Genomic DNA, 23,550 nt, shown 5'->3' on the forward strand with positions numbered 1-23,550 from the left:
AGACAAGAATGGCAAGAGCAGACGCAAAACTCAAACCTGCAAAAGCTGCGCGTGTCGGACAGGCGATCGCATCCCTCGATATTGGCAGCTCGAAAATCACATGTCTTATCGGGCGTTATGATCCTGCCTCCAAGTCGGGATTTACCTTTCTCGGTGGCGGGCGTCAGCAGAGCCGTGGTTTCGATGGCGGCTCCATCAGGGACATGGAAGCGCTGGAGCGGTCCATTCGCCTTGCTGTCGAGGACGCCGAACGCCAGGCAGGTGAGCGGATCGAGCAGGTGATCCTTGGCATTACCGGTGCGAAGGTCGCCTGTGAATTTGTGGCTGCGGTGTCCGACATTGGTGGGCGCGAAGTCACCCGCAAGGACCTGAAAAAGCTGCATGGAAACGCGCTTGGCAAGGTTAACCCCAAGCAGCGCGAAATTCTCAGTGCCCACCCTGTGCTCTACAAGCTCGATGATCAGGAAGGCATCAAGGACCCTGCCGGTATGATCGGTGAACGGCTGAGTGTCCTGCTTTCTGTGATCACGGCCCCGCGTACACTTGTACGCAACCTCGTCGAATGTGTCGGCCGGGCACACCTGCATGTTGACCGAATCATTCCCTCTGCCGTTGCCAGTGGCGCAGGCACCCTGATTGATGACGAGATGGAACACGGCGCTGTGTGCATCGATATGGGGTCAGGTGTCACCGCGGCGTGTGCCTTCATAAACGGTGCACCCGCCTGGCTTGGCCTCGTGCCTGCAGGTGGCGCGAATGTGACGGGCGACATCGCGCAGGGGATCGGCACCACCTTTGCTGCAGCGGAACGCATGAAGACCATTCACGGCCATGCCGACTCCAACAGCCCCGGTATGGCCGAGCGTGTTGAAGTGGCGCGCCTTGGCGATGATGGACGCCTCAATGCCAGCCGTCTGGCCCGTGGCGAGATTGCTGCCATTATCGGACCGCGCATTGAGGAGATTTTCGAGTACGCGGGTGAAACGCTGGCAAACAGCGAATTACGTAACATCATGCCCCGGCGGACTGTGCTGACAGGTGGGGCAAGCCAGTTGCCCGGTGTGCGTGAAATCGCCGGGCGCGTCCTCAAGCAGCCGGTCCGCCTTGGTAAACCGGTAGATGCAGACACGCTTGGTGAAACTCATGCCAATCCGGTCTTTTCCACGGCAGCTGGTCTGTTATCGTATGAATTCAGGGGTTTCACGGACGTTGCGCGGGCTGGCAAAGCGTCCGACAGTGGAGTTGCAACGGGCAAGAACGGCCTCTTCAGCCGCATCTTGCGCTGGCTTAATGAAAACTTTTGAGTTGTTAATGTGATGCTTAACAATCTCTTAGGGCGAAGCAGCCACTTTGTCGTTACACGACTCCTCTGTGTAGATTTGTAAAAGGCAGGCAGAATGACTCAGGAACTCAAACCGCGGATTGTCGTATTTGGCGTCGGTGGCGCTGGTGGCAACGCTGTCGACAATATGATCGAAGCAAACTTGCAAGGCGTGGAGTTCGTGGTCGCAAACACGGATGCCCAGACGCTTGACCGCTCCAAGACCGAGAACCGGATACAACTCGGCATGGACACCACCTCGGGTCTTGGTGCCGGCGCGCGCCCGGATGTTGGCGCAGCGGCCGCCGAAGAGTCGCTTGAAGAGATTAATCACCATCTTGAAGGCGCACACATGGTCTTTATCGCTGCCGGTATGGGCGGCGGCACAGGCACAGGTGCAGCCCCGGTGATCGCCAAGGCTGCCCGCGACCGTGGCATGCTGACAGTTGGTGTCGTCACCAAGCCTTTCAGCTTTGAAGGCACACGCCGCATGCAGATCGCCGAAGGTGGCCTGGAAAAGATGCGCGATGCGATCGACACGATGATCGTGGTTCCCAACCAGAACCTTTTCCGTATTGCGAATGAGCGCACCACGTTCGCCGAAGCCTTCCGCATGGCGGACGATGTTCTCTATTCCGGTGTTCGCGGCATTACCGACCTGATGGTCATGCCGGGCCTGATCAATCTCGACTTTGCCGACGTGCGCACGATCATGAAGAGCATGGGCGCAGCCATGATGGGCATGGGCGAGAGTGAAGGCGAAGGCCGCGCACTCGAAGCGGCGCGCGCAGCCATCGATAATCCGCTGCTTGACGATGTTTCGATGAAAGGCGCCAAGGGCGTGCTCATCAGCATTACCGGCGGGTATGACATGACCCTCTTCGAGCTTGATGAAGCGGCCAATGAAATCCGCCGTGAAGTCGACCCGGACGCAAACATCATTCTCGGCTCGACCTTTGACCCAGAGCTGGAAGGCCGTCTGCGCGTTTCTGTGGTCGCTGCCGGTATCGAGGGTGCTGTTGGCGTTTCTGCTGCTGAAGAGCAGGCTGAAGTCCCAGCCCCCCAGCCTGTCTCCAGGCCGGAACCTGTCGCAGAAGAGGTCGAGACACCGACCGTTGTTGTCAGCGGCGAACAGGAAGACGAGCAACCTGAAGAACAGGTAGCCGAAGTTGAAGCCGACCCGCGCCCTGACTTTACGTCGAGGCCCCTGCCGGCAGCTCATACGGAGCGTAGCGAAGGGGCAGACGAAGTAAGTGCCGATGCTGTTTTCGGTTCATCACAGCCACCAGCCAGGCCTAAGCGTGAAGAGCCGGAATCGGGGGCAGGGTTTGCCAACCTGTTCGGCTGGCGCAAAGGCCCGACACACGGCGACAATGATCAGGAAGATGTCGACCTGAATGAAAAGATCGTCTCCTCGCGCGAAGATCATCCGAGTGCTGCCCCGTTCGACGATGCAGACCTCGAAATTCCGGCCTTCCTGAGGCGCTCAGCCAACCACTAGGTGCGGCTGTCTGTAATAAACTAAATTCTTTTATAAACAGGGCGCTGGATCCATCTGGCGCCCTGTTTGTCATATTGCGAAACATTCCTTGTTTTGAACCTTGAGCGCAAATCACCTTTCTAGTGGGCTGAGACAAAGGATTATTGTCATGAGTAGCGTTCAGGTTCAGCAGACAATTAATTGCCCGGCTGTCTGCGCCGGTGTGGGTGTCCATACGGGCGCGCGCGCTCGAATGGTGCTGAAACCTGCCCCGGCTGGTACAGGCATATGCTTCCGTCGCACCGATATTAGTGATCGTGACAATATCGTGCATGCGCGCGGGGATCATGTCAGTGAAGTCCAGCTCGGTACGACGCTCCGCAACGAAGCGGGTGTGACTGTGGCGACTGTCGAGCACATGCTGGCGGCCTGCGCTGGCGTTGGCGTCGACAATCTGATGATTGAGATCGACGGCCCTGAAGTGCCGATCATGGATGGCTCATCGGCTGTTTACTGCGAACTGATGCTGTCGGCCGGGCTTCGCCGTCAGGGCGCGCTGCGCCGCCGGATACGCATTCTGGAAGATATCGAGATCCGTGATGGCGTGAAGCATGCCCGGCTGAGCCCATCGGCTGATGATTATCTCTCGATCCATGCGAAAATAGAATTCGAAAGCAAGGCCATCGGTACCCAGCAGATGTCGGTCCGGCTTCTGCCGGGTATGTTTGCCCGCGACATCGCCTTTGCCCGCACCTTTGGTTTTGCACATGAGGTCGAGCAGCTGAAAGCCATGGGGCTTGCACGCGGCGGGTCTCTGGAAAATGCGGTGGTTCTCGATGGGGACAGCATCGTCAATCCGGAAGGGCTGCGCATCAATGACGAGTTTGTCCGGCACAAGATCCTTGATGCGGTCGGCGACCTGATGCTGGCCGGCGCACCGATTGCAGGTGTCTATGAAGCCCGTCAGCCAGGCCACGCGCTGAACAACAAGCTTGTTCGGGCCCTGCTGGATAATCCTTCAGCCTGGTGCTGGGAGACAGATGAGATGCTTGAAGACCGCTACAGCGTTGCAGCTGGGCGCTAGACGTTCTGGGAACGGATGGCCCCGTTCCGCAATGCTGCTGATAGCCGCCTAGATTGCGCTCTCCTGTATCGCACCCTTTACATCACGGCGCTTGAAGTCAAAGTGCAGCCCATTCCAAGTCCCTTCGGATGGTGATATGTCGCTTAATATGAAAACCAGTCTTTCTGTCGTCTGCCTCGCGCTGCTTCTCACAGCCTGTAACTCCAACCGCCAGGCACGTGACCTGGCCTATGTCGAGCGCCCGGTCGAGGCGCTGTACAATGCAGCTGCCGAAGAGCTCGACGAGAATGACTATGTCAGCGCAATCGAGCTGTTCAACGAAGTTGAGCGTCAGCACCCGTATTCCGAATGGGCCCGCCGGGCGACCCTCATGTCGGCCTATGCGTCATACCGTGCGCGCCGTTACGATGATGCGATTTCGACAGCGCAGCGTTATCTGTCGCTGAACCCGGCCGGGCAGGGTGCGCCATATTCGTATTACCTGATCAGTCAGAGCTATTTCCAGCAGATCGTCGATGTCGGCCGCGACCAGAAGACGACCGAACTGGCCCGCGATGCGCTCAACGAAGTGATTCGCCGTTATCCGGAGACGGACTATGCACGCGATGCGCAGCTGAAGATCGACATGGTCCATGATCAGCTCGCCGGGAAGAATATGGAAATTGGCCGGTGGTATCTTCGCCGTAACCAGCACCTTTCTGCCGTGAACCGTTTCAAGCGCGTGATTGACGAGTTCGAGACGACCAGTCACGTCAATGAAGCGCTCTACCGTCTTGTGGAATCCTATGTTTCTCTGGGACTTATGGATCAGGCGATCGCGGCTGCGGCCGTGCTCGGGCACAACTATCCCGGCAGCAAATGGTATGAGGACAGCTATAAGCTGCTCCAGCGTCAGGGCGTGGCCCAGGAGGCGAGGGCTGGCGTGAATACGACAGCTTCACTCGACTAGGGGCTGTCGAAAACAGGCTTGTTCTTGTTCTGTTCCAGTGGTAAGAGAACGCATGATCATCGCGTTCTCAATTCGCTCATTCCTGCTGATCGAGCGGCTCGATATCGACGCCGCCAGCGGCTTCACCGCCCTCACCGGGGAAACCGGTGCGGGTAAGTCCATCATTCTTGATGCGCTCGGACTGGTGCTTGGTGCGCCGGCCAGCCGCAAATATGTCCGCAAGGATGCCAATCAGGCGAGCATACTGGTCGAGCTTTCGCTTCCCCCGGAACATGCGGCCTGGTCATTGCTTGCGGAACGGGGAATCGATGCGTCTCCGTTCGAAACGCTTACGCTCAAGCGGCTCATCCCGGCAAGCGGTCCTGCACGCGCCTTCGTGAATGACCAGCCGGTCAATGCCGGCCTTCTCGAAGCGTTGGGAGAGGTAATTGTCGAGATACATGGCCAGCATTCTGCGGCTGGTCTCATGCGTGTTTCCCGGCACCGGGAGATGCTCGATCTCTATGCTGGCAACGAGGCCTTGCTGGAAACCTGTCGAGAGACCTGGCAGGCGTACCAGGAAAGCCGACAGGCCCGCGAACAGGTTGAGGCCGACCTTAAGGAAGCTGAAGCCCGTCACGCCCAGTTGAACGAAATGAAGGAGACACTTGAGGCCCTGTCGCCGGTTGCAGGAGAGGTCGAGCGGCTGGCAGGGGAGCGAGCCCTTCTCATGCAGGCCGAAAAGATCGCCGCGGCAGCCAGCGAAGCTGTGGAGGCGTTCGAGAGCGGCGAGATTGAATCCGGCCTTGCCCGTGCAAGCCGGGCCAGTGAACGGATCCTCGGTTTCGAAGGCATGGACGAGAGTGATGGTGGATTGGCAAAAGCTGCCCGCACAGCGGCCGAGGCACTGGAAAGAGCCCTTATCGAGGCTGGCGAAGCCAGTTCCGCGCTTGAAGCGCTCGCTCGTGAAGCCGAACATGATCCAGACAGTCTGGAAAAGGCCGATCAGCGTCTGCACACATTGAAGTCTGCCGCCAGGAAATATGATGTACCCGTCGAAGACCTGCCTGCCCTGCTTGAAGAAACGCTGGAGAAACTCGCACTTGGTGATGCCCCGCAAGGCGCAATCGACAAGGCCCGTTCAGCGGAGAAGGCGGCGGCTGCCGGCTGGCGTACGGCTGCAGACCGGCTTTCAGACGCCCGTCATACCGCGGCGAGGCGGCTTGAGGCGTCAATCGAGACAGAACTGAAGCCGCTTAAGCTTGAGCGCACGCAGGTGAGAATCAGGTTCGACGAGATCGCAGAAGAGGCTTCAGGTGCCGCCGGACAGGAGAAGGTCGAATTCGAGGTCGAGACGAATCCGGGTGCAGGCTTTGGCCCATTGCGCCAGATTGCTTCTGGTGGGGAGCTGGCGCGGTTTTCACTGGCGCTTCAGTGCGCACTGGCGGAAACCACCAACGTTCCCGTCATGGTCTTTGATGAGGCTGATCATGGTGTCGGTGGCGCTGTCGCGGCCGCGATCGGGGAACGCCTTGCAAGGCTTGCTGCAAACCGCCAGGTTTTTGCGATCACTCATAGTCCACAGGTTGCCGCGGCGGCGAACCATCAATGGCTGGTCTCGAAGACAGGTGCGCGCTCAAACGGACTTGGCGAAACCCGTCTGAGCGGTCTAGATGCTCGTGAACGGCATGAAGAAATCGCCCGAATGCTTTCCGGGACCACGGTCACCGAAGAGGCAAGAGCGGCGGCATCGAGGCTTCTGGAGGATGTATGAGCAAGCAGGTTTCCGTCGAGGCGCTGTCAGAAGCAGAAGCCCGGCGGGAACTGGCAAGGCTCGCTACGGAGATTCGGCTTGCCGATAATGCCTATTACAAGGATGATGACCCGCATCTGAGCGATGCTGAATATGATGCGATGCGCGCCCGGAATGAGCAGATCGAGGCGCAGTTTCCGCATCTGAAACGCTCTGACAGCCCAAGCGAAAGAGTTGGTGCGCAGGTTTCGGAAGCTTTCAGCAAAGTTACGCATGGCGTACCCATGCTGTCGCTCGACAATGCCTTTTCGGATGAGGATGTGGCAGAGTTTGCCGCACGCATACGCCGTTACCTGGGGCTTGGCGAAGATGAGCCGCTGGTTCTGACAGCCGAGCCCAAGATTGACGGCCTGTCTCTCAGCCTGACCTATGAAAGCGGTCGTCTTGTCCGTGCGGCGACGCGGGGGGACGGGAGTGTGGGCGAAGACGTCACCGTCAATGCCCGAACGGTAGAAGACATCCCGGACACACTTAAAGGAGAGGGCTGGCCGGACAAGATTGAAATTCGCGGCGAAGTCTACATGACAGGTGAGGCTTTCAAGGTGTTGAATGCCAATCAGGAAGTGGCCGGCAAGAAGGTTTTCGCCAATCCGCGCAATGCCGCAGCCGGCAGCCTGCGACAGCTTGATGTGTCCATAACACGCGCCCGGCCGTTGCGCTTTTTTGCCTATGCATGGGGTGAAACCTCAGAGCGCTTTGCCGCTACCCAGGCCGAGGCTATCGAAAAGTTTCGCGACTGGGGATTTGTCACGAACGAACTCTTCCATCCGCATGAGACCGTGGATGGCCTGCTTGATGCGTATCGTGACATGACCGAGCGACGGACCTTGCTCGGCTATGATATTGATGGCGTCGTCTACAAGGTGAACCGGCTTGACTGGCAGGAGCGGCTTGGTTTCGTCAGCCGCTTCCCGCGCTGGGCCATCGCTCACAAATTCCCGGCCGAGCGCGCGGTTACGAAACTCGAAGCAATCGAGATTCAGGTTGGCCGTACCGGCACTCTGACGCCCGTCGCCCGGCTGAAGCCCGTGACGGTCGGCGGCGTCGTAGTCTCCAACGCGACGCTGCACAATGAAGACGAGATTGCCCGGCTCGATGTGCGCCCGGGCGACATGGTCGAGATCCAGCGGGCCGGGGATGTCATCCCGCAGGTCCTCGGCGTTGTAGACCCTGACGAAAATCGTTCCCCCGCATTCAAAATGCCGGAGGAGTGTCCGCAATGCGGCGCGGCAGCCGTGCGTGAGACGGATGAGAAGGGTGAGGAAGATGTACGCCGGCGCTGCACGGGCGGGCTTACATGCCCGGCCCAGGCGGTCGAGCGGCTGAAGCATTTTGTGTCCCGCAAGGCGCTCGATATAGACGGGCTCGGCGCAAAACAGGTCGAGCTGTTTCATGCGCTCGGCATTCTGGAAGGCCCTCAGGACATCTACCGGCTCACCGCCCGCATAGAGGAGGCCGGTGAGCCGCCCCTGACGGAGTGGGACGGGTTCGGCGAGACGTCTGCAAAGAACCTGTTTGCCTCAATTGATGCCCGCCGCAATCCACCTTTCCAGCGTTTCCTGAACGGGCTTGGTATCAGGCATGTTGGCGAGACCACATCAGGCCTGTTCGCCCGCCATTTTCTGAGCTGGGCTGCCTTCTGGAGCACGGTCGAGAAAGCGTCCCGGGGCGAAGAAGCCGCCGAGGGCGAGCTTTTGTCGATTGATGGTGTTGGGCAGACGGCGGTGAAAAGCCTCAAGGGTTTTGCCGCTGAACCGCACAACAGGGATATGCTCCAGAGCCTTCTCGAAGAAGTTGGCGTTGCTGATGCAGAAGCGGCGGCAACTGACAGCCCTGTCGCCGGAAAGACCATTGTCTTTACCGGCACACTTGAGCGCATGACGCGCGACGAGGCAAAGTCCCGGGCGACAGCTCTGGGCGCCAAGGTTTCAGGTTCGGTCTCGGCAAAAACGGATATTGTGGTTGCAGGTCCGGGGGCTGGGTCGAAGCTCAAAAAGGCCGAAGAGCTCGGCCTTCAGGTCATGAGCGAGGATGACTGGCTGGAGCTGGCGGGCCTTTAGCGTCCCGCCAGCAAGTGTCAGATCGGCTGGCACTGGGCTTTCAGCCAGTCGCTGACTTCACCATCGACCAGTGGACCCAGCTTTTCGAGCACCTCTTCATGATAGCGGTTCACCCAGTCATGCTCGGCGGGTGAGAGAAGCTCAAGGTCGATGAGTTCGCGAGAGAGTGGCGCCCAGGTCAGGTTGCGGAAGCCCAGCATCTTGCGCTCGCCCCCCGGAATGTCTGCCGGTTCTGTAACGTATTGCAGGTTCTCGATCCGGATACCGTATTGGCCCTCCCGGTAGAAGCCGGGCTCGTTGGAAACGATCATGCCGGGTGCGAGCGGTATGCTGTTCCAGGGCTTGGCAATGCGCTGCGGGCCTTCATGTACGCCGAGATAGACGCCGACGCCGTGGCCGGTGCCATGGTCATAGTCCAGACCGGCCTGCCAGAGCGGATGACGCGCCAGCGCATCGAGGTGCGTGCCGGTCGTGCCTTCAGGAAAACGTACGCTCGCCAGTGCGATATGGCCTTTCAGGACAAGCGTGTAATGCCTGCGCATGTCATCAGACGGGTCACCGATCGGAACGGTGCGCGTCACATCGGTTGTCCCGGCGGGGTACTGCCCGCCACTGTCGACGAGGTAGAGTGAGCCGCGCTCAAGTTTCCTGTTTGAGGCCGAAGATACCCGGTAATGGGGCAGGGCACCGTGGGGGCCAGCCCCTGAAATTGTTTCAAAGGACAGGTCGTTGAGGTCGCCAAGATCTTCGCGGAAGCTTTCAAGCTTGAGAGCAGCGTCAATCTCGGTGACTTCGCCGGACTGTCCTTCCGTCGCAAGCCAGTGGAGGAATCGCGTCAGCGCTGCGCCATCCTTGATGTGAGCCGCTTCGGTGCCGGCGATCTCGGTCGCGTTCTTGCAGGCCTTTGGCAAGAGTACGGGATCGGGCTGTCGCAGGATACTGGCTCCAGCGTCTTCCAATGCGCCGAAGAACCAGGCTGAAGCCAGGGCCGGGTCCAGGCTGATCGTCTTGCCTTTGAGTTCGGCCAGAGCAGGCTCAAGGTCTTCCATGGGGCGCAGGCGAACCTGATTGCCGAGGTGTTCGCGCAGGGCGTCGTTTGTTTTTTTCGGATCAAGGAAAAGGTCGGCGGTGCCGTCAGCCTTGAGAATAGCGCGCGAGAGGGGCAGGGGTGAGCAGGCGACATCGCCGCCACGGATATTGAAGGCCCATGCCACAGAAGCCGGTGACGTGACTACGGCCGCTTCCGCACCATCGGCTTTCAGGGCGTCAGCAATCTCGGTACGTTTCTGGCCTGCCTCGACGCCGGCGTTTTCCAGCTTCTGCGGGACGACCTGTGCCATCGGCTCATCCGGTCGGTCATCCCAGGCTGCGTCTATGGGATTTTTCTGAACCGCCTTCAGCGTGACGCCGACCTTGCGTGCACTTGCCTGGAGCGCCTCAAGATCATTCGGCGTCATCAGCTTCGGATCATAGCCGAGCGTCTTGTCCTTCAGGCTTTGCTTTGCGAGCCATCCGAACGGGCCGGGCTCGGGAAGGCCCTCGATATCGATCAGCTCCGGGTCGGTCTGGTCACGCACCTGCAGGGTGTAGCGCCCGTCTGCGAAGATGACGGCATTGTCCTGAAACACCATCGCGGCACCAGCCGATCCGGTGAAGCCGGTTGCCCAGGTCAGCCTGTCATTACAGGCAGGCAGGTACTCGTTCTGATATTCATCTTCATGCGGCACATAAAAGCCATCAAGGCCCTGTGCTTTCATCGCATCGCGCAGGCGGGGAAGGTTGTTCCGGCCAAGCTGTGGGCCGCCCTTCACATCGAAATTCTGTCTCATCTTCTAAACCTAGGACGAAAGACCGGTGAGCGGAAGGTGCGAGCTTCACGCGTGCTTGCGGAAAACCAGGCTTGACCAGCCATCCTTTCGAACTCGATGGACAAGTGACAGGCCGCGCGCGCCATAGGCCTTGCGCACAAGCGGTTCCTGATGGGTCAAAAGGCCGGACAGGATGACATGGCCGCCAGTTGCCGTCAGTTCACAGATTGTCGGCGAGAGACCCACGAGCGGGCGGAACAGGATGTTTGCGAAGACAAGGTCATACGGCGCGTCACGGCGGATTGTAGTATTGAAGCCGCCACCAGTCTCGAAGGTCTGGAAGGCATTCGCGACATGGTTTTTCGCGGCATTTTCATTGGCCACACGCACGCTGTCAGCGTCGATCTCTGTACCCCAGGCGCGCAGGCTGCCAGTCTTGATTGCAGCGATCGCGAGCAGGCCGGAGCCTGTTCCCACATCCAGAACCTTCTGTGGGCGGTCCTGCTTGAGCACATGCTCCAGACCCAGCAGACAGCCAAGCGTGGTACCGTGATGCCCGGTCCCGAAGGCCGGTCCAGCCTCGATGAGGATTGGCGTCTTCCCCGGCGCGGATTTCGCCAGCACATGGCTGCCGGCCACGATAAAGCGTCCGGCCTCGACCGGGGGCAGGCCTTCCAGTGAAAGCGTTACCCAGTCGCGGTCCTCCAATGGTTCGACCACTGGATTAAGGTTAGGCGACGTCTCCTCGATGAGGGCCTGGCAGGCATCTGCATCTTCGCGTGTTTCGGCATAGGCATCGAGACGCCAGGCATGGCGGCCATCCTCCTTGGCATCCACGGCGCCCGCCGGTGATGGGTCGGTCCAGGCCAGGGCATCCCAGGCAGCTTCAATGGCCTCACGCGGGCCTTTTGCGGTGATCTGATACATGGTGAAGGGCCATAGCAGAGGCATAAAAAGCCGGATAGGGTTTCACTCAGACAAGTAGATTAGGGAGGACAAAAGTGAAACTGATCGGACGCATCATGATGGGTGCCGCAGTGGCCTGTATGGCAGCGATACCCGCAGGCTTCGCACAGGAAGAGGCATCCGACTGGCGTGCCGTGGCACCAGAGAACCTGCTTCTCATCGACACCGGAAAGGGCCGCATCACGATAGAGCTCAATCCGGATTTTGCGCCTGGTCATGTGGACAGGATACGGGAACTCGCGGAGGCCGGGGTGCTGGACGGAGAAACCTTCTACCGTGTTATTGACGGGTTTGTTGCGCAGGGTGGGCTGAACGAGGAGGGGGCTGTCGATGCGTGGCCAGCCCTCGAAAATGAAAATGACCGCCCCTATGGCGGAGAAGATTTCATCGAGCTTGGCAACCGGGACCTTTTCGCACCTGAAGTCGGCCATATCGACGGATTTGCGGTCGGCCGGAACCAGCTGCTCCAGGAGGAGTGGCTGCTGCATTGTCCCGGCGCGGTCGCGATGGCGCGGGATACCGGACCGGACACGGCGGCGACGGAGTTTTATATCGTTCTGGATGCGCAGCGTTATCTCGACCGGAACCTGACCGTGTTCGGACGTGTCATTGATGGCATGAAGAATGTGCAGGCGCTCAAGCGCGGCGACCGTGAGATCGAGAATGGTGTCATTCAGGCCCCGGACGAAGGCGATGAAATCATCGATTTCTACATGGCCAGTTCACTGCCCGAAGATGAACGTCCGCAATGGGAAGTCATGGAGACCAACAGCATCGCGTTTGAGGACTTCAAGGTAGCCAAGCGAATCCGAAATGAAGAATTCTTCTATCGTCAGCCGCCCCAGGTCCTCGATATCTGCAGCTTCTCCGTCCCGGCTCGCCAGGCCGGTGAGGGTGGCTGAGTTATCTGGCCAGTCTAATTACGCCAACCGCGGTCATAATGGGCCCAGGCCGCGGCGCGGTCATTGTGCCAGCTCCGGTAAGAGGAATACTGCTCTTGCCGTACCGGATATGCCTCTGACGAGTAATAGCTCACATCGCGGTCATACGATTCATGGTGATACTCATGATGGCCATGCCCGTGACTGTGGGTGTGATAGCAATCCGGCGGCGCGATCCTGGTGTAGGTACGCGTGTACCGGCGCACAGTGACAGGCTCTGTCACATAGGTTCGGCCATAAGTGACGGGTGCGCAGCAGCAGCATGCCGATGAAGTATACGTGACAGTCGACGGTGCACGCTCAACATAGACGTCCCTGTCATAATAATGCGTCTCCTGCTCATGCGGTGAGAGGGGTTCCGGCCCCGGATTGGGCGGCGGGGCATTCTCATAACCGTCGGCAAAAGCTGGCAAGGCGGATATCACTGTAAGGCCGAGACCGAGAATGAAAGCTTTCTGCATTGCCGTGATCCTTCTGTCCTGAGCAGGCGCTTGGTTAATGTATAGTTAACATCATAATGCGCTGGCAGCACAGTGGTTTCTCGTCTGAGGCGAAAATCGGCCCGCCTGCCTCTAGGCGCGCACGGACAAAAGTGGTTATGGAGGGCGCATGAGCAGTTCACTGAAGATCGCAGTTGCAGGCGTGGCAGGCCGAATGGGCCGCCAGATCGCCAATGCCGCCATAGAGTCCGGTCATGAAATTACCGGCGCCAGCGAAGCATCCGGCTCTCCCCATCTTGGACAGGACATCGGTACAATCCTGGAACGTGCCTCCCAGGGCGTTTCTGCCGTTGAAGACCCGGCCAAGGCTGCAAGCGGCGCTGACGTCTGGATCGACTTTACCCGGCCACAGGCCACGTTGGCAGCTTTGCACGCGCTGAAAGGGGCAGGCGTCAAAGCCGCGATAATCGGCACCACCGGTTTTGACGGGGCAGATGAGGCCGATATCGCAGAAATTGCAGAAGAGATTGCCATCGTGAAGGCTGGCAATTTCTCGCTTGGCGTGAACCTCCTCTGTGCCCTGACCCGCCGGGCCGCTGAAAGCCTCGGCGAGGACTGGGATATCGAAGTCCTGGAAACCCATCATCGCCGCAAGGTCGATGCGCCCTCCGGTACCGCCCTTATGCTGGGCGACGCAGCAGCCAGCGGGCGGGGGGCTGACCTCAAGACACTACGCAGTGCCCCCTATGATGGGCCGGATTCAAAACGTGAAACCGGCACGATCGGCTTCGCGGTCCGCCGCTCAGGCGGGGTCATTGGTGAGCATGAGGTCACATTTGCAAGTGAGCAGGAAGTCCTTTCACTTGCCCATACCGCGCTTGACCGGGCCGTGTTCGCCAATGGAGCCCTTTCTGCGGCGCGCTGGGCCGTGCGCCAGGAGCCGGGCCTGTATGACATGAATGATGTTCTCGGCCTGTGAGGCATCTTTGACGCCACGGCAGAGATTGCCATTCCCGAGCGGAAGGGGCTTATCGTCCCGCTATTATCTATCTTTCTAGTCTTTTCGGGAGGACATCATGGCAGACGCATACATCATCGACGCGGTCCGCACACCGCGCGGTATCGGCAAAGTTGGCAAGGGTTCGCTGGCTCATCTTCACCCCCAGATCCTGGGCGCGACAGTGCTTTCCGCGATCCGTGACCGCAATAATCTCGACACTTCGACTGTTGATGACATCATCTGGGGCACAAGCTCCCAGCGCGGCAAGCAGGGGGGCGATATGGGCCGCATGGCTGCACTTGATGCCGGTTATGACATCAAGGCTTCCGGTGTGACCCTGGACCGCTTCTGTGGTTCGGGCATCACCACCGTGAACCTGGCAGCTGCACAGATCATGTCCGGCATGGAAGACTGCGTCGTCGCCGGCGGATGCGAGATGATGAGCTATACTTCATCGTCGGCTGATCCGAGTGTCCCGCCTATGATTGATGGTGGCAACCTGCGCCTTCGCGCCAAGCATCCCCAGTCCCAGCAGGGCGTTTGTGCGGATGCGATTGCGACGATCGAGGGTATCGACCGCGAGGCCGTAGACCAGCTCGCGCTGACATCCCAGCAGCGCGCCAAGCGGGCCATGGATGAGGGCCGCTTCGACAAGTCCGTTGTGCCGGTCCACAACGAAGACGGGTCCGTGGCGCTCGAGAAGGATGAATTCCCGCGTCCGAACACGACCATGGAAACTCTCTCCGGCCTCAAGACGGTGTTCAACATGTATATGGACATCCCGATTGACGAAGAGGGCAACACCTACGGGTCGATGATCTTCAACAAATATCCCGACCTGAAAGGCAAGATGAACCATGTCCATCATGCCGGGAACTCGTCAGGGGTTGTCGACGGGGCGGCCGCTTTGCTGCTGACCTCCAAGGAATATGCCGACAAGCATGGCTACAAGCCACGCGCCCGCATCATTGCCACTGCAAATATGGGTGACGACCCGACCCTGATGCTCAACGCCCCCGTGCCAGCGGCCAAGAAAGTCCTGGAAAAGGCTGGCATGACGAAAGACCAGATCGACGTTTGGGAAATCAATGAAGCCTTCTCTGTCGTAGCCGAGAAGTTTATCCGTGATCTTGAGCTCGACCGCGAGAAAGTGAACATCAACGGCGGTGCCATGGCGCTTGGCCACCCGATTGGTGCGACTGGTTCGATCCTGATCGGCACAGTTCTCGACGAGCTGGAGCGGTCAGGCGGCCAGTACGGGCTTGTCACTATGTGCGCAGCTGGCGGGATGGCACCGGCCATTATCATTGAGCGCCTGTAGCATCCGACTTGTCGGACATGATTGTATCGCCCCGTCCGGTCATCTCCGGGCGGGGCGAATTTTCGTTAAAATTCAAAAGACCGTTTGAACCATAACTCCATTTCCGTGTGCCATATCGGGCCGTAACGAAATGACCCAGAAGGGTCGCATTACGGGTGATGACGATGGCGAAGACGGTTCTGGTAATTGATGACGATCCGACACAGCGCAGGCTGATCCAGGCTTCTGTGGAGAAGGCCGGGTTTGCCTGCCGGACAGCACCTGATGGTGAAAGCGGATTTACCGCCGCCACAGAGGCGGGTGCTGATGTCATCCTGCTGGACCTTACCATGCCGGGCCTTTCGGGCATGGAGACGCTGGAGCGTCTGTCCGAACGCGTTCCGGATGTACCGGTCATCATGCTCACGGCAACGTCCGGCATCGACACCATCGTCACCACCATGCGGGCGGGCGCTGTCGACTTCATTGTTAAGCCGGCCAATCCTGAGCGCGTCGTCGTATCGATCCGCAACGCCCTGAAAATGTCCTCGCTGACGGGGGAGGTGAAACGCCTGACCCGCAAGTCGGAAGGCGGGATGAATTTCGATGACATGATCGCTGACGCGCCCATGATGCGTCAGGTCGTCCGTCTCGGCCAGCGTGCGGCCAGTTCCGACATTCCGGTTCTCATCCTCGGGGAAAGCGGTGTGGGCAAGGAAGTCATCGCCCGTTGCATCCAGGGCGCTTCGGAGCGCGCGGGCAAGCCGTTCGTCACGGTGAACTGTGGGGCTATCCCGGAAAATCTCGTGGAGTCGATCCTGTTCGGCCATGAAAAAGGGGCTTTCACAGGCGCAGTATCGAAATCTCTTGGTAAGTTCGTTGAAGCCGATGGCGGCACGCTATTCCTTGATGAGGTTGGTGAACTGCCGCTCGACATGCAGGTGAAACTGCTGCGCGCGCTTCAGGAGGGTGAAGTCGATGCCGTCGGTTCGCGCCGGCCAACCAAGGTGGACGTGCGCATCATTTCGGCGACGAACAAGGATCTCGCCGAACAGGTAAAGGCGGGCGCCTTCCGCGAAGACCTCTATTACCGCCTCAACGTCTTTCCCGTAGACATGCCGTCACTGCGTGAGCGCAAGGAAGACATTCCGGCACTCGTCGAACACTTTATTTCCCGTTTCAACGCTTCTGAGGACCGTGACGTCCAGAGCGCCAGCGAGGAAACGCTGCAAATGCTCTGCGCGCATGACTGGCCGGGCAATGTCCGCCAGCTCGAGAACGCCGTGTTCCGCGCGGTGATCCTTTGTGAAGGGGTTGAGTTGCAGCCCCACGATTTCCCGCAGATTTCCGGTATCATGCCCGAAATGGCCGACCTGCCGCCGGTTCCGGCCCGTTCCAGGCCTGACAATGATGTCGAGGATCCAGTTTCCGGCGAAGCTGCCGCTTCACTATCCGGTGCCGGGCCTGTCGCCATCAAGGGGGAGAATGGTGAACTCCGCACGCTTTCGGACATTGAGCGCGATGTCATCGAATATGCGATAGACTTCTATCAGGGCCACATGTCGGAAGTCAGTCGCCGTCTCGGGATTGGCCGCTCGACGCTCTACCGCAAGATCCGCGAATATGAACTCGACCCGGACAAACGGAAGATCGGCTAGGGCCAACCGCAAGATTCGGGTGGAATCGGCTGAACTTCCGGCCCACAATTCCACCCATGACGACTGCATCCTCTTCTCTTTCCGAACGCTCGGTTGCCTATAGCCGCATGGCTGAGGCGCTCAGGCACCTGGGCGATACCTGGCAGGAGTGGCCAGACTTGTCCCAGTGTGCCCGTGCCATGGGCCTTTCACCGCATCATTTCCAGCGGGAGTTTACCCGCTGGGCGGGGGTCAGTCCGAAACAGTTCCAGGCCGCGCTCGCCCACGCAGAGGCGGGAGACCTGCTTCGGCAGGGGGCAAGCGTCATGGATGCATCCTATGAAGCCGGCCTTTCCGGGCCGTCGCGTCTTCATGATCTCTTTGTCGCGCATGAAGGGCTTTCGCCCGGCGAGGCAAAATCCGGCGGGGAAGGGGCCAAGCTGAAGATAGGTGAGGCTCCAACGCCTTTTGGGAGTGGCGTTTTTCTGATCTCCCCGAGAGGGCTGTGCGGGCTTGGGTTTGCCGATGACGGCGCGGAACAGAAAACAGGCTTCCAGCATCCGGGCTACGTGAAGGAAGCTGTCCTGAAGGATCTGGCCGGACGTTATCCGAATGCCGAAACCGTCCGTGATGACGGTGAAGCCCGCCGCTGGGCCGACCGCATCTTTCAGGGGAGCGACCCGATCCCCGTCGCGCTTTACGGTACATCTTTCCGGCGCCAGATATGGCGTGCCCTGCTCGATATTCCCGCCGGTGAAACACGAACCTATGGGCAAGTCGCCGCTGCGGCCGGCCAGCCAAAGGCCGCACGCGCCGCGGGTACTGCGATTGGCGCCAACAATATCTCCTGGCTCATCCCCTGCCATCGCGCTCTTGCTTCAGACCAAAGGTTACATAATTACCATTGGGGTGTGGCGCGAAAGCGTGCCATGCTGACATATGAGCGCGCGCACGCTGCCTGAGGCCCATATCGAGCCGCGGGTTTGCGCTGGCGCCCGGTAGGGATCACGGGATCTGCGATGATACTGACTTTCTATGCGCTGACCTTCGTCGCGCTGGGGATCTGGGGAATTTGGCTGTTGGTAAAGTGGCGCGAGCTGCCCGACTTTTCCAATGCCGTTTACCACTCCATGCGCGAAAAGGGCCTGATCTCTGACAGGGTCCGTCAGGAAGACTTCAAGGAGAGCTTCATTCGTTGTGAAGCCCCGCTGGCGGCCAGTTATCGCTGGGTGGCTGCATTCGTCAGCCTCGTTGGCCTGCCATTGCTGATCATGGCGTTCAACCGCACATGGGATTTTTTCTGGCGCTTGGGCGGCGCTGTTCCAGGCCCGCTGGAACGAGGCTACATGTTCCACCTTTTCATGACGTTTGTATTCGTCATGGGTGTTGTGGTCGCGCTGCTCTATTTCGTAACTGCGCACTATTACCGCAATGTTCCCCCCTCCCTGAAATCAGAGATCAAACGTCTGGAAGGCAAATCATGAGCGTCGAATATCTCCACACCATGATCCGCATCAGCGATGTTGATGCTGCGCTGTCCTTTTTCTGCGAAGGGCTGGGGCTGAAAGAGCTGCGCCGTGTCGACAATGAAGCAGGGCGTTTCACGCTCGTCTTCCTGGCTTCGCCGGAAGACATCGCCCGTTATCCAGATGCCCGTGAGGAAGAGAATGGCCTGCCGCCCGGCCTGCCCATGATCGAGCTGACCCATAACTGGGACCCGGAAAAGCTCGATGGCGGGCGCAATTTCGGCCACCTCGCCTACAAGGTCGATGACATCTACGCCGCGACAGAGCGGTTCCAGAAGATGGGTGTGACCATCAACCGCCCACCGCGCGACGGACGCATGTGCTTTGTCCGTTCGCCGGACGGTATTTCTGTCGAACTCCTCCAGAAGGGTGATCCGCTCCCGCCGAAAGAGCCCTGGGCGAGCGCGGAGAATATCGGAACCTGGTAGAGGCTTCTGTACCAGGCCGCCGGAAAAGTGCTCTTGGCAGCGTGAGGGGAAAGTTTAGCTAGGAAGTATGGCTGACGAAAAAGACCCTGAGCGAAACCGCTGGAGTGCCCGCATCGCGCGCACAGCGAAGGTTGGCTCCAACCTGTCGGGTGCCGGTCTCTCCTATGCCGCCAACAGGGTTTTTGGCGGGGACGAAAGCGAGGATCGTAATGCCCGCGCCCTCGCTGCTGCTCTGGGGCGTACAAAAGGCCCCCTGATGAAGGTGGCGCAGCTGCTGTCGACCATTCCTGACTTCCTGCCGCCCGAATATGCACGCGAACTATCGCAACTTCAGGCGCAGGCCCCTGCTATGGGCTGGCCATTCGTAAAGCGCCGGATGCGGGCCGAACTCGGTGCTGACTGGCAGTCGGGTTTCGAGACCTTCGGCAAGGAAGCCGCCCATGCTGCCTCGCTCGGGCAGGTCCATCGCGCGACGCTTCCCGATGGCCGCGAGGTTGCCTGCAAACTGCAATATCCCGACATGGCAAGCGCAGTGGAAAGTGACGTCGGCCAGTTGAAACAGCTGCTTGGCCTTTTCCGGCGCATGGATGGCTCCATCGACCCGCGCGAGATCATCGAGGAGATTACTGACCGGCTGCGCGAAGAACTCGACTATGAGCGCGAACGCAAGGCCATGCGCCTTTACCGGGAGATGCTGGAGCCCAAGGATTTCGTGCATATCCCGAAGCCCGTCGAAGAGCTCTCCACGGACCGTTTGCTGACCATGGAATGGGTGAGCGGCGATCCGCTCAACACCTATGAGGATGCGTCCCAGGACGTCCGTAACGGCATTGCCAGGCGTCTGTTCTGGACATGGTGGCTGCCGGTAACGCGTTACGCTGTCATTCATGGCGACCCGCATCTCGGCAATTACCAGGTCACCGATGGCGGCGAAGGACTCAACCTCCTCGACTTCGGCTGCATCCGAATTTTCTCGCCAAATTTCGTTGGCGGCGTTGTCGACCTCTACCGCGCCATGCTGGCAGATGATTTTGATGCGGCTTATGCGGCTTACGAGAAATGGGGCTTCACAAATCTCAATAGGGAGCTGGTCGAGATCCTGAATATCTGGGCCCGGTTTATCTATGGCCCGCTGCTGGAAGACCGTGTGCGCAGCGTCGCTGACGGTGTGAAGCCGGGCGAGTACGGTCGCCGCGAAGCGTTTGAGGTGCGTAAGAAACTGAAGGAACGCGGTCCTGTCACGATCCCCCGCGAATTTGTCTTCATGGACCGCGCTGCCGTCGGGCTCGGTGCGGCCTATCTTCGACTGGGGGCTGAACTGAATTATCACCAGCTGTTCGAGGAAAGCCTGGAGGGTTTTTCCGAAGCCGCTGTTGCAGACCGTCAGACCGAAGCGCTTTCCAAGGCCGGGCTCAGCGTCTAAGCGGGACTGTATGGAAACCGGCCCTTACAACACCCCGCAAGCCCTTGGGCGCGAACCGTTTACGGCCGCTTTCTGGACCCTGTGTGCTCCCTTCCTGTTTCCGGTTGCGGGTGCGGCGCTTCTCGGCCTCATCTGGCCTGCTTTCTTTGATATCATCAATGATGCGCAAGCGGCTCAAAGTGCCGTACGTGCCGTCTGGGTCGCACAGTGTGCCTTCCTGATTGTCCATTTCGGGATACTCAGCCTGTGGAGTGAGCATATTGGGGCGGGCGCTTTTGCCGGACAGATGACGGCCTCCCAGAACTGGATCGTCGCAGCCATCCTGCTTGGGCCTGTGATCCTGCTGACGCCGACTCTGATCGCCGGATTGGTTTTCGGCGGAGAAGAGGGCTGGAAATATTCCGGCGAAGTCAATGAGAGCCTGTTTGCTGTCGAGAACTGGAGTGCGTCTTACGTTGTCTATGCACTCCTCCTTGCGCCTCTACTTGAAGAGGTGACGTTTCGCGGTGTCGCGCTCGGCGCACTCCTGGTGCGCGGTGTGCCGCCGGGTATGGCGATGGTGCTTTCAAGCGCGGCCTTCACCTTCCTGCATGTACAGTATTCCATCCCCGCTTTGGCGGTTGTCTTTGCGGCCGGAATGGGGTTCGCGTGGTTGCGCATCAAAAGCGGCACAATCCTGGTGCCCATTCTCGCGCACATTGCCGCCAACGGCCTTGTCACATTTCTTGCCAGCCTCAGCCCGCCTCCCGCTGGGTGAGGCCTTGCTGTAACACCAAAGCTCCGGCAAACCGCTTCGCCTGATGACTGATGATTTTACCCGATCCCAGAGTTTCGATGTGCCTGCGGGCTATGAGCTTCTGCCTTGGCACAGAGGCTTCGGCCGACAGGTCGGCCCGCTTTTCGAGAAACGTGACGAGAATGGCCTGACGCGCGGCTTCCGCGTCGAGGAGCACCACACCAATGGCATGATGAATGCGCATGGCGGTATGCTCATGACCTTTGCCGACATGGCCTGGGGCGGGGCGATCGACAATGATGAAGAGACCTGGTGGGTCACGGTCCGCCTGCTGTGTGATTTCCTGTCAGGGGCCAAGCTCGGTGACTGGGTAGAAGGACGCGGCACCCTCGTATCGGATGTGGATGATATCTACACCGTGGATGGGGAAATCTGGGCAGGTGACCGGACACTCCTGACAGGCACTGGCCTGTTCAAGGTCATAAAACGGCGCGGTTAGGGATATTCGACATGGCAGCAGACAGTGAGACGCGCCAGCGTCCGGAGACCCGGCCTGAGCCTACTGATGAAGACCTGATCCTTCGCCCTTATGGCGGGGAGAAACCACCCGCGCCGGACTGGTTCACCCGCGCCGTGGAGACCCCTTATCGCACGGGCGAGGTTGAGGTCGACGGCGCAAGGATCGTCTGGCAGCAATGGGGGGATCCCTCAAAACCGGGCCTGCTGCTTGCGCACGGAAACGGCGCGCATTCCCATTGGTGGGATTTCATTGCTCCCTTCCTGGCAGACGACTGGAACGTCGTGGCTCCCAGTTTCTCCGGCATGGGCGACAGTGGCTGGCGCGACGCCTACAGCTTCACCAGTTTCGCCCAGGAACAGGTTGCCGTCAGCGAGGCTGCCGGACTGTTCGACCATGCGCAGAAGCCGCTTATCGTGGCGCACAGCTTTGGTGGTATCATATCGCTTGTCACGGCCATGCAGCATGGCGACCGGTTTGAGGGCGCGGTCATCGTCGATAGCCATATTGAGCCACCGGGCGATGACCGGCCCCGTCCGCCGAAGCGCCAGCGTCCCAATCGTATCTATTCAGACCTGACCACCGCACTTGCCCGGTTCCGGCTTGCGCCACCGCAGCCTTGCGACAACCACTACGCTGTCGACTACATCGCCCGCCACAGTGTGCGTGAAGTAACTGGTGAGGACGGTGAGAAAGGCCTCAGCTGGAAGTTCGACCCCTTCATATTTTCAAAGCTGATGAAGGAGTGGGACAAGCTCGACCTGACAAATCTGGAAACACTTTGTCCGATCGTGTTCATGCGTGGCGAACTTTCTAGCCTCGCGACGCCTGAGGTCTCGGCCTACATGCAGTCCCTGCAGGAACCGCCCATCCCGATGGTTACCGTTCCCGACGCCTATCACCACGTCATGCTCGACCAGCCGCTGGCATTTGTCTCGGCCCTGCGTGGCCTGCTGACAGGCTGGCCATCCAGATAAACCGCAAGCTGTCCGAAAAGACGGATGGGTGGAAGCGGGGGGCAAAATCCTGTTTGCAACCTGCTGCCACGCACCCTAAACCCCCGCTCCATGATCGAGATTGTCGCTGAGAATCCAGGCCAGCATGCCGAGGCCATTGAAACCCTGTTTGACCGGACCTTCGGGCCCGGTCACTTCGCGAAGACGGCAGAGCGCCTGCGGGAGTATTCCGCTTCTGTGCCAGAGGTGAACCGCGTCGCCCTGTTGGAGGGGCAGGTAATTGCGGTCTGTCGCGTATGGCCACTTGTCGTGGGCGAGGCTCGCACGCAAGCCCTTTTCTATGGTCCTGTTGCCGTGGCACCGGATCACCGCGGCGACAGCCTTGGCCTGAAGGTGACTGAAGCGGCCCTTGAGGCCGGGCAGGCGGCTGGCTGGCCTGCGGCAGTCCTGATCGGTGCCCCTGACTATTTCGGCCGGATCGGGTTTACCGTCACACCAAAGGGCCAGATCGTCTTTCCCGGTCCTCAGGATCAATCCCGCGTTATGGTCCGCGACCTTGCAGGTGATGCAAGCGGGCTCGCAGGGCTTGTCATAGCGGGCTAGCCGTCAGGACGTTGATGCGCGTTCAGCTTGCGGGATGCCTTCTATCCCGTCAATGAAGTCTACAGCCCGGGCGCGGCTGACCTTCTTGCTGACGCGGGGTATAACGCTCATCGAGGCATCTGTTTCGAGGATGACCCACTGTGCGTCATCAGGGTCGACAAGGCCGTTCTCGCGAAGCGCCGACATCACTTCGCGTTTTGTTACGCGTTCTGTGAGCATTGCCTTGTCCCTGAACTCGCCATTCTGGAGAAGTATGACCGGCTCGGCCTTCACTAATCTGGAAACAAAACGGCTGTGAAGGATGCTCTTGGTCAGGGTCCACTGAAGCAGCAGCAATGTGGCGATGCCACCGATCGACTCCAGGACAGTCACGCCTTTCAGAACAATGCCCGATGCGGCAAGCGAACCAATCGCCACGGTTACGATCCAGTCAAAGTTATTCATCTGTGACGTTGAGCGCTTGCCGGATATCCGGATTAGCAGAACGATCGTGAGATACATGATCGGAGCAGACAGGATGACCCTGAGCAGGTCGCTCTCCTGGTCCAGAAGTACGGGGTCCATGGGCATTGGGCTCCTGAGC

22 protein-coding genes are annotated in these 23,550 nt (G+C 59.4%); 18 read left to right on the forward strand and 4 right to left on the reverse strand.

Annotated elements, in window-relative coordinates:
- Positions 1-8 precede the first annotated feature (8 nt).
- From ftsA to ligA, 6 genes are all read left to right on the forward strand, one after another.
- Positions 9-1,304 carry a cell division protein FtsA gene (gene ftsA, locus Q1K31_RS01980; RefSeq protein WP_300376156.1) on the forward strand — a complete coding sequence of 432 codons (1,296 nt, stop codon included), beginning with the start codon at positions 9-11 and terminating at the stop codon, positions 1,302-1,304.
- Between the two features lie 93 nt (positions 1,305-1,397).
- Positions 1,398-2,822, forward strand: a complete 1,425-nt coding sequence (gene ftsZ, locus Q1K31_RS01985; protein ID WP_300376158.1) for a cell division protein FtsZ — start codon at positions 1,398-1,400, stop codon at positions 2,820-2,822.
- A gap of 148 nt (positions 2,823-2,970) precedes the next feature.
- Positions 2,971-3,885, forward strand: coding sequence for a UDP-3-O-acyl-N-acetylglucosamine deacetylase (lpxC, locus tag Q1K31_RS01990; protein WP_300376160.1), 915 nt, complete (start codon positions 2,971-2,973; stop codon positions 3,883-3,885).
- Positions 3,886-4,021: 136 nt separating this feature from the next.
- Positions 4,022-4,834: an outer membrane protein assembly factor BamD gene (locus tag Q1K31_RS01995; RefSeq protein ID WP_300376162.1), complete on the forward strand. Its 813-nt coding sequence runs from the start codon at positions 4,022-4,024 to the stop codon at positions 4,832-4,834.
- Between the two features lie 52 nt (positions 4,835-4,886).
- Entirely contained in the window at positions 4,887-6,587 is a 1,701-nt protein-coding gene (locus tag Q1K31_RS02000) for a DNA repair protein RecN (protein ID WP_300376164.1), read from the forward strand.
- Entirely contained in the window at positions 6,584-8,686 is a 2,103-nt protein-coding gene (gene ligA, locus Q1K31_RS02005; RefSeq protein ID WP_300376166.1) for an NAD-dependent DNA ligase LigA, read from the forward strand. Before Q1K31_RS02000 ends, ligA begins: the two co-directional genes overlap by 4 nt.
- A 17-nt stretch (positions 8,687-8,703) precedes the next feature.
- On the opposite strand, the gene Q1K31_RS02010 is transcribed toward ligA, so the two are convergent.
- Both Q1K31_RS02010 and Q1K31_RS02015 read right to left on the reverse strand, forming a co-directional pair.
- Positions 8,704-10,515 carry an aminopeptidase P family protein gene (locus Q1K31_RS02010; protein WP_300376168.1) on the reverse strand — a complete coding sequence of 604 codons (1,812 nt, stop codon included), beginning with the start codon at positions 10,513-10,515 and terminating at the stop codon, positions 8,704-8,706.
- A gap of 45 nt (positions 10,516-10,560) precedes the next feature.
- Positions 10,561-11,421: a 50S ribosomal protein L11 methyltransferase gene (locus Q1K31_RS02015; RefSeq protein WP_300376170.1), complete on the reverse strand. Its 861-nt coding sequence runs from the start codon at positions 11,419-11,421 to the stop codon at positions 10,561-10,563.
- 74 nt (positions 11,422-11,495) lie between these two features.
- Here Q1K31_RS02015 and Q1K31_RS02020 point away from each other — a divergent pair, with 74 nt between their 5' ends.
- Positions 11,496-12,362, forward strand: coding sequence for a peptidylprolyl isomerase (locus Q1K31_RS02020; protein WP_300376172.1), 867 nt, complete (start codon positions 11,496-11,498; stop codon positions 12,360-12,362).
- 14 nt (positions 12,363-12,376) lie between these two features.
- Here Q1K31_RS02020 and Q1K31_RS02025 read toward each other — a convergent pair whose 3' ends face one another.
- Positions 12,377-12,862, reverse strand: a complete 486-nt coding sequence (locus tag Q1K31_RS02025; protein ID WP_300376174.1) for a hypothetical protein — start codon at positions 12,860-12,862, stop codon at positions 12,377-12,379.
- A 148-nt stretch (positions 12,863-13,010) separates the two neighbouring features.
- Between Q1K31_RS02025 and dapB the strand changes: the two genes are divergently transcribed.
- From dapB to Q1K31_RS02080, 11 genes are all read left to right on the forward strand, one after another.
- Positions 13,011-13,820: a 4-hydroxy-tetrahydrodipicolinate reductase gene (gene dapB, locus Q1K31_RS02030; RefSeq protein WP_300376176.1), complete on the forward strand. Its 810-nt coding sequence runs from the start codon at positions 13,011-13,013 to the stop codon at positions 13,818-13,820.
- A gap of 97 nt (positions 13,821-13,917) precedes the next feature.
- Positions 13,918-15,162 (forward strand): acetyl-CoA C-acetyltransferase, encoded by a 1,245-nt coding sequence (locus tag Q1K31_RS02035; RefSeq protein WP_300376178.1) that lies wholly within the window; start codon positions 13,918-13,920, stop codon positions 15,160-15,162.
- A 164-nt stretch (positions 15,163-15,326) separates the two neighbouring features.
- Positions 15,327-16,799, forward strand: coding sequence for a sigma-54 dependent transcriptional regulator (locus Q1K31_RS02040; RefSeq protein ID WP_300376180.1), 1,473 nt, complete (start codon positions 15,327-15,329; stop codon positions 16,797-16,799).
- A gap of 56 nt (positions 16,800-16,855) precedes the next feature.
- Positions 16,856-17,740, forward strand: a complete 885-nt coding sequence (locus tag Q1K31_RS02045; protein ID WP_300376182.1) for a methylated-DNA--[protein]-cysteine S-methyltransferase — start codon at positions 16,856-16,858, stop codon at positions 17,738-17,740.
- Positions 17,741-17,797: 57 nt separating this feature from the next.
- Positions 17,798-18,262, forward strand: a complete 465-nt coding sequence (locus tag Q1K31_RS02050) for a hypothetical protein (protein ID WP_300376184.1) — start codon at positions 17,798-17,800, stop codon at positions 18,260-18,262.
- Positions 18,259-18,732: a VOC family protein gene (locus Q1K31_RS02055; RefSeq protein WP_300376186.1), complete on the forward strand. Its 474-nt coding sequence runs from the start codon at positions 18,259-18,261 to the stop codon at positions 18,730-18,732. Before Q1K31_RS02050 ends, Q1K31_RS02055 begins: the two co-directional genes overlap by 4 nt.
- 67 nt (positions 18,733-18,799) lie before the next feature.
- A complete protein-coding gene (locus Q1K31_RS02060; RefSeq protein WP_300376188.1) occupies positions 18,800-20,155 on the forward strand; it encodes an AarF/ABC1/UbiB kinase family protein in 1,356 nt (451 codons plus the stop codon).
- Between the two features lie 10 nt (positions 20,156-20,165).
- Positions 20,166-20,912 carry a CPBP family intramembrane glutamic endopeptidase gene (locus Q1K31_RS02065; RefSeq protein WP_300376190.1) on the forward strand — a complete coding sequence of 249 codons (747 nt, stop codon included), beginning with the start codon at positions 20,166-20,168 and terminating at the stop codon, positions 20,910-20,912.
- A 43-nt stretch (positions 20,913-20,955) separates the two neighbouring features.
- Positions 20,956-21,390 carry a PaaI family thioesterase gene (locus Q1K31_RS02070; RefSeq protein WP_300376192.1) on the forward strand — a complete coding sequence of 145 codons (435 nt, stop codon included), beginning with the start codon at positions 20,956-20,958 and terminating at the stop codon, positions 21,388-21,390.
- 11 nt (positions 21,391-21,401) lie between these two features.
- Complete coding sequence (locus tag Q1K31_RS02075; RefSeq protein WP_300376194.1) at positions 21,402-22,385, forward strand: alpha/beta hydrolase; 984 nt, start codon at positions 21,402-21,404, stop codon at positions 22,383-22,385.
- Positions 22,386-22,475: 90 nt separating this feature from the next.
- On the forward strand, positions 22,476-22,967 hold the full coding sequence (locus Q1K31_RS02080) for a GNAT family N-acetyltransferase (RefSeq protein ID WP_300376196.1): 492 nt from the start codon (positions 22,476-22,478) through the stop codon (positions 22,965-22,967).
- A 3-nt stretch (positions 22,968-22,970) separates the two neighbouring features.
- Here the strand turns inward: Q1K31_RS02080 and Q1K31_RS02085 are convergent, their stop codons facing one another.
- A complete protein-coding gene (locus tag Q1K31_RS02085; RefSeq protein ID WP_300376197.1) occupies positions 22,971-23,531 on the reverse strand; it encodes a DUF421 domain-containing protein in 561 nt (186 codons plus the stop codon).
- Between the last annotated feature and the right edge of the window lie 19 nt (positions 23,532-23,550).

Origin of the sequence: Henriciella sp., from assembly GCF_029936995.1 — a bacterium.
Classification (GTDB): Bacteria; Pseudomonadota; Alphaproteobacteria; order Caulobacterales; family Hyphomonadaceae; genus Henriciella.

What these genes read in the sequence shown, in the direction of transcription:
- ftsA (WP_300376156.1), top strand. Translation starts at nt 9, where the DNA reads ATGGCAAGAGCAGACGCAAAACTCAAACCTGCAAAAGCTGCGCGTGTC.
- ftsZ (WP_300376158.1), top strand. Translation starts at nt 1,398, where the DNA reads ATGACTCAGGAACTCAAACCGCGGATTGTCGTATTTGGCGTCGGTGGC.
- lpxC (WP_300376160.1), top strand. Translation starts at nt 2,971, where the DNA reads ATGAGTAGCGTTCAGGTTCAGCAGACAATTAATTGCCCGGCTGTCTGC.
- Q1K31_RS01995 (WP_300376162.1), top strand. Translation starts at nt 4,022, where the DNA reads ATGTCGCTTAATATGAAAACCAGTCTTTCTGTCGTCTGCCTCGCGCTG.
- Q1K31_RS02000 (WP_300376164.1), top strand. Translation starts at nt 4,887, where the DNA reads ATGATCATCGCGTTCTCAATTCGCTCATTCCTGCTGATCGAGCGGCTC.
- ligA (WP_300376166.1), top strand. Translation starts at nt 6,584, where the DNA reads ATGAGCAAGCAGGTTTCCGTCGAGGCGCTGTCAGAAGCAGAAGCCCGG.
- Q1K31_RS02010 (WP_300376168.1), bottom strand. Translation starts at nt 10,515, where the DNA reads ATGAGACAGAATTTCGATGTGAAGGGCGGCCCACAGCTTGGCCGGAAC.
- Q1K31_RS02015 (WP_300376170.1), bottom strand. Translation starts at nt 11,421, where the DNA reads ATGTATCAGATCACCGCAAAAGGCCCGCGTGAGGCCATTGAAGCTGCC.
- Q1K31_RS02025 (WP_300376174.1), bottom strand. Translation starts at nt 12,862, where the DNA reads ATGCAGAAAGCTTTCATTCTCGGTCTCGGCCTTACAGTGATATCCGCC.
- dapB (WP_300376176.1), top strand. Translation starts at nt 13,011, where the DNA reads ATGAGCAGTTCACTGAAGATCGCAGTTGCAGGCGTGGCAGGCCGAATG.
- Q1K31_RS02035 (WP_300376178.1), top strand. Translation starts at nt 13,918, where the DNA reads ATGGCAGACGCATACATCATCGACGCGGTCCGCACACCGCGCGGTATC.
- Q1K31_RS02040 (WP_300376180.1), top strand. Translation starts at nt 15,327, where the DNA reads ATGGCGAAGACGGTTCTGGTAATTGATGACGATCCGACACAGCGCAGG.
- Q1K31_RS02045 (WP_300376182.1), top strand. Translation starts at nt 16,856, where the DNA reads ATGACGACTGCATCCTCTTCTCTTTCCGAACGCTCGGTTGCCTATAGC.
- Q1K31_RS02050 (WP_300376184.1), top strand. Translation starts at nt 17,798, where the DNA reads ATGATACTGACTTTCTATGCGCTGACCTTCGTCGCGCTGGGGATCTGG.
- Q1K31_RS02055 (WP_300376186.1), top strand. Translation starts at nt 18,259, where the DNA reads ATGAGCGTCGAATATCTCCACACCATGATCCGCATCAGCGATGTTGAT.
- Q1K31_RS02060 (WP_300376188.1), top strand. Translation starts at nt 18,800, where the DNA reads ATGGCTGACGAAAAAGACCCTGAGCGAAACCGCTGGAGTGCCCGCATC.
- Q1K31_RS02065 (WP_300376190.1), top strand. Translation starts at nt 20,166, where the DNA reads ATGGAAACCGGCCCTTACAACACCCCGCAAGCCCTTGGGCGCGAACCG.
- Q1K31_RS02070 (WP_300376192.1), top strand. Translation starts at nt 20,956, where the DNA reads ATGACTGATGATTTTACCCGATCCCAGAGTTTCGATGTGCCTGCGGGC.
- Q1K31_RS02075 (WP_300376194.1), top strand. Translation starts at nt 21,402, where the DNA reads ATGGCAGCAGACAGTGAGACGCGCCAGCGTCCGGAGACCCGGCCTGAG.
- Q1K31_RS02080 (WP_300376196.1), top strand. Translation starts at nt 22,476, where the DNA reads ATGATCGAGATTGTCGCTGAGAATCCAGGCCAGCATGCCGAGGCCATT.
- Q1K31_RS02085 (WP_300376197.1), bottom strand. Translation starts at nt 23,531, where the DNA reads ATGGACCCCGTACTTCTGGACCAGGAGAGCGACCTGCTCAGGGTCATC.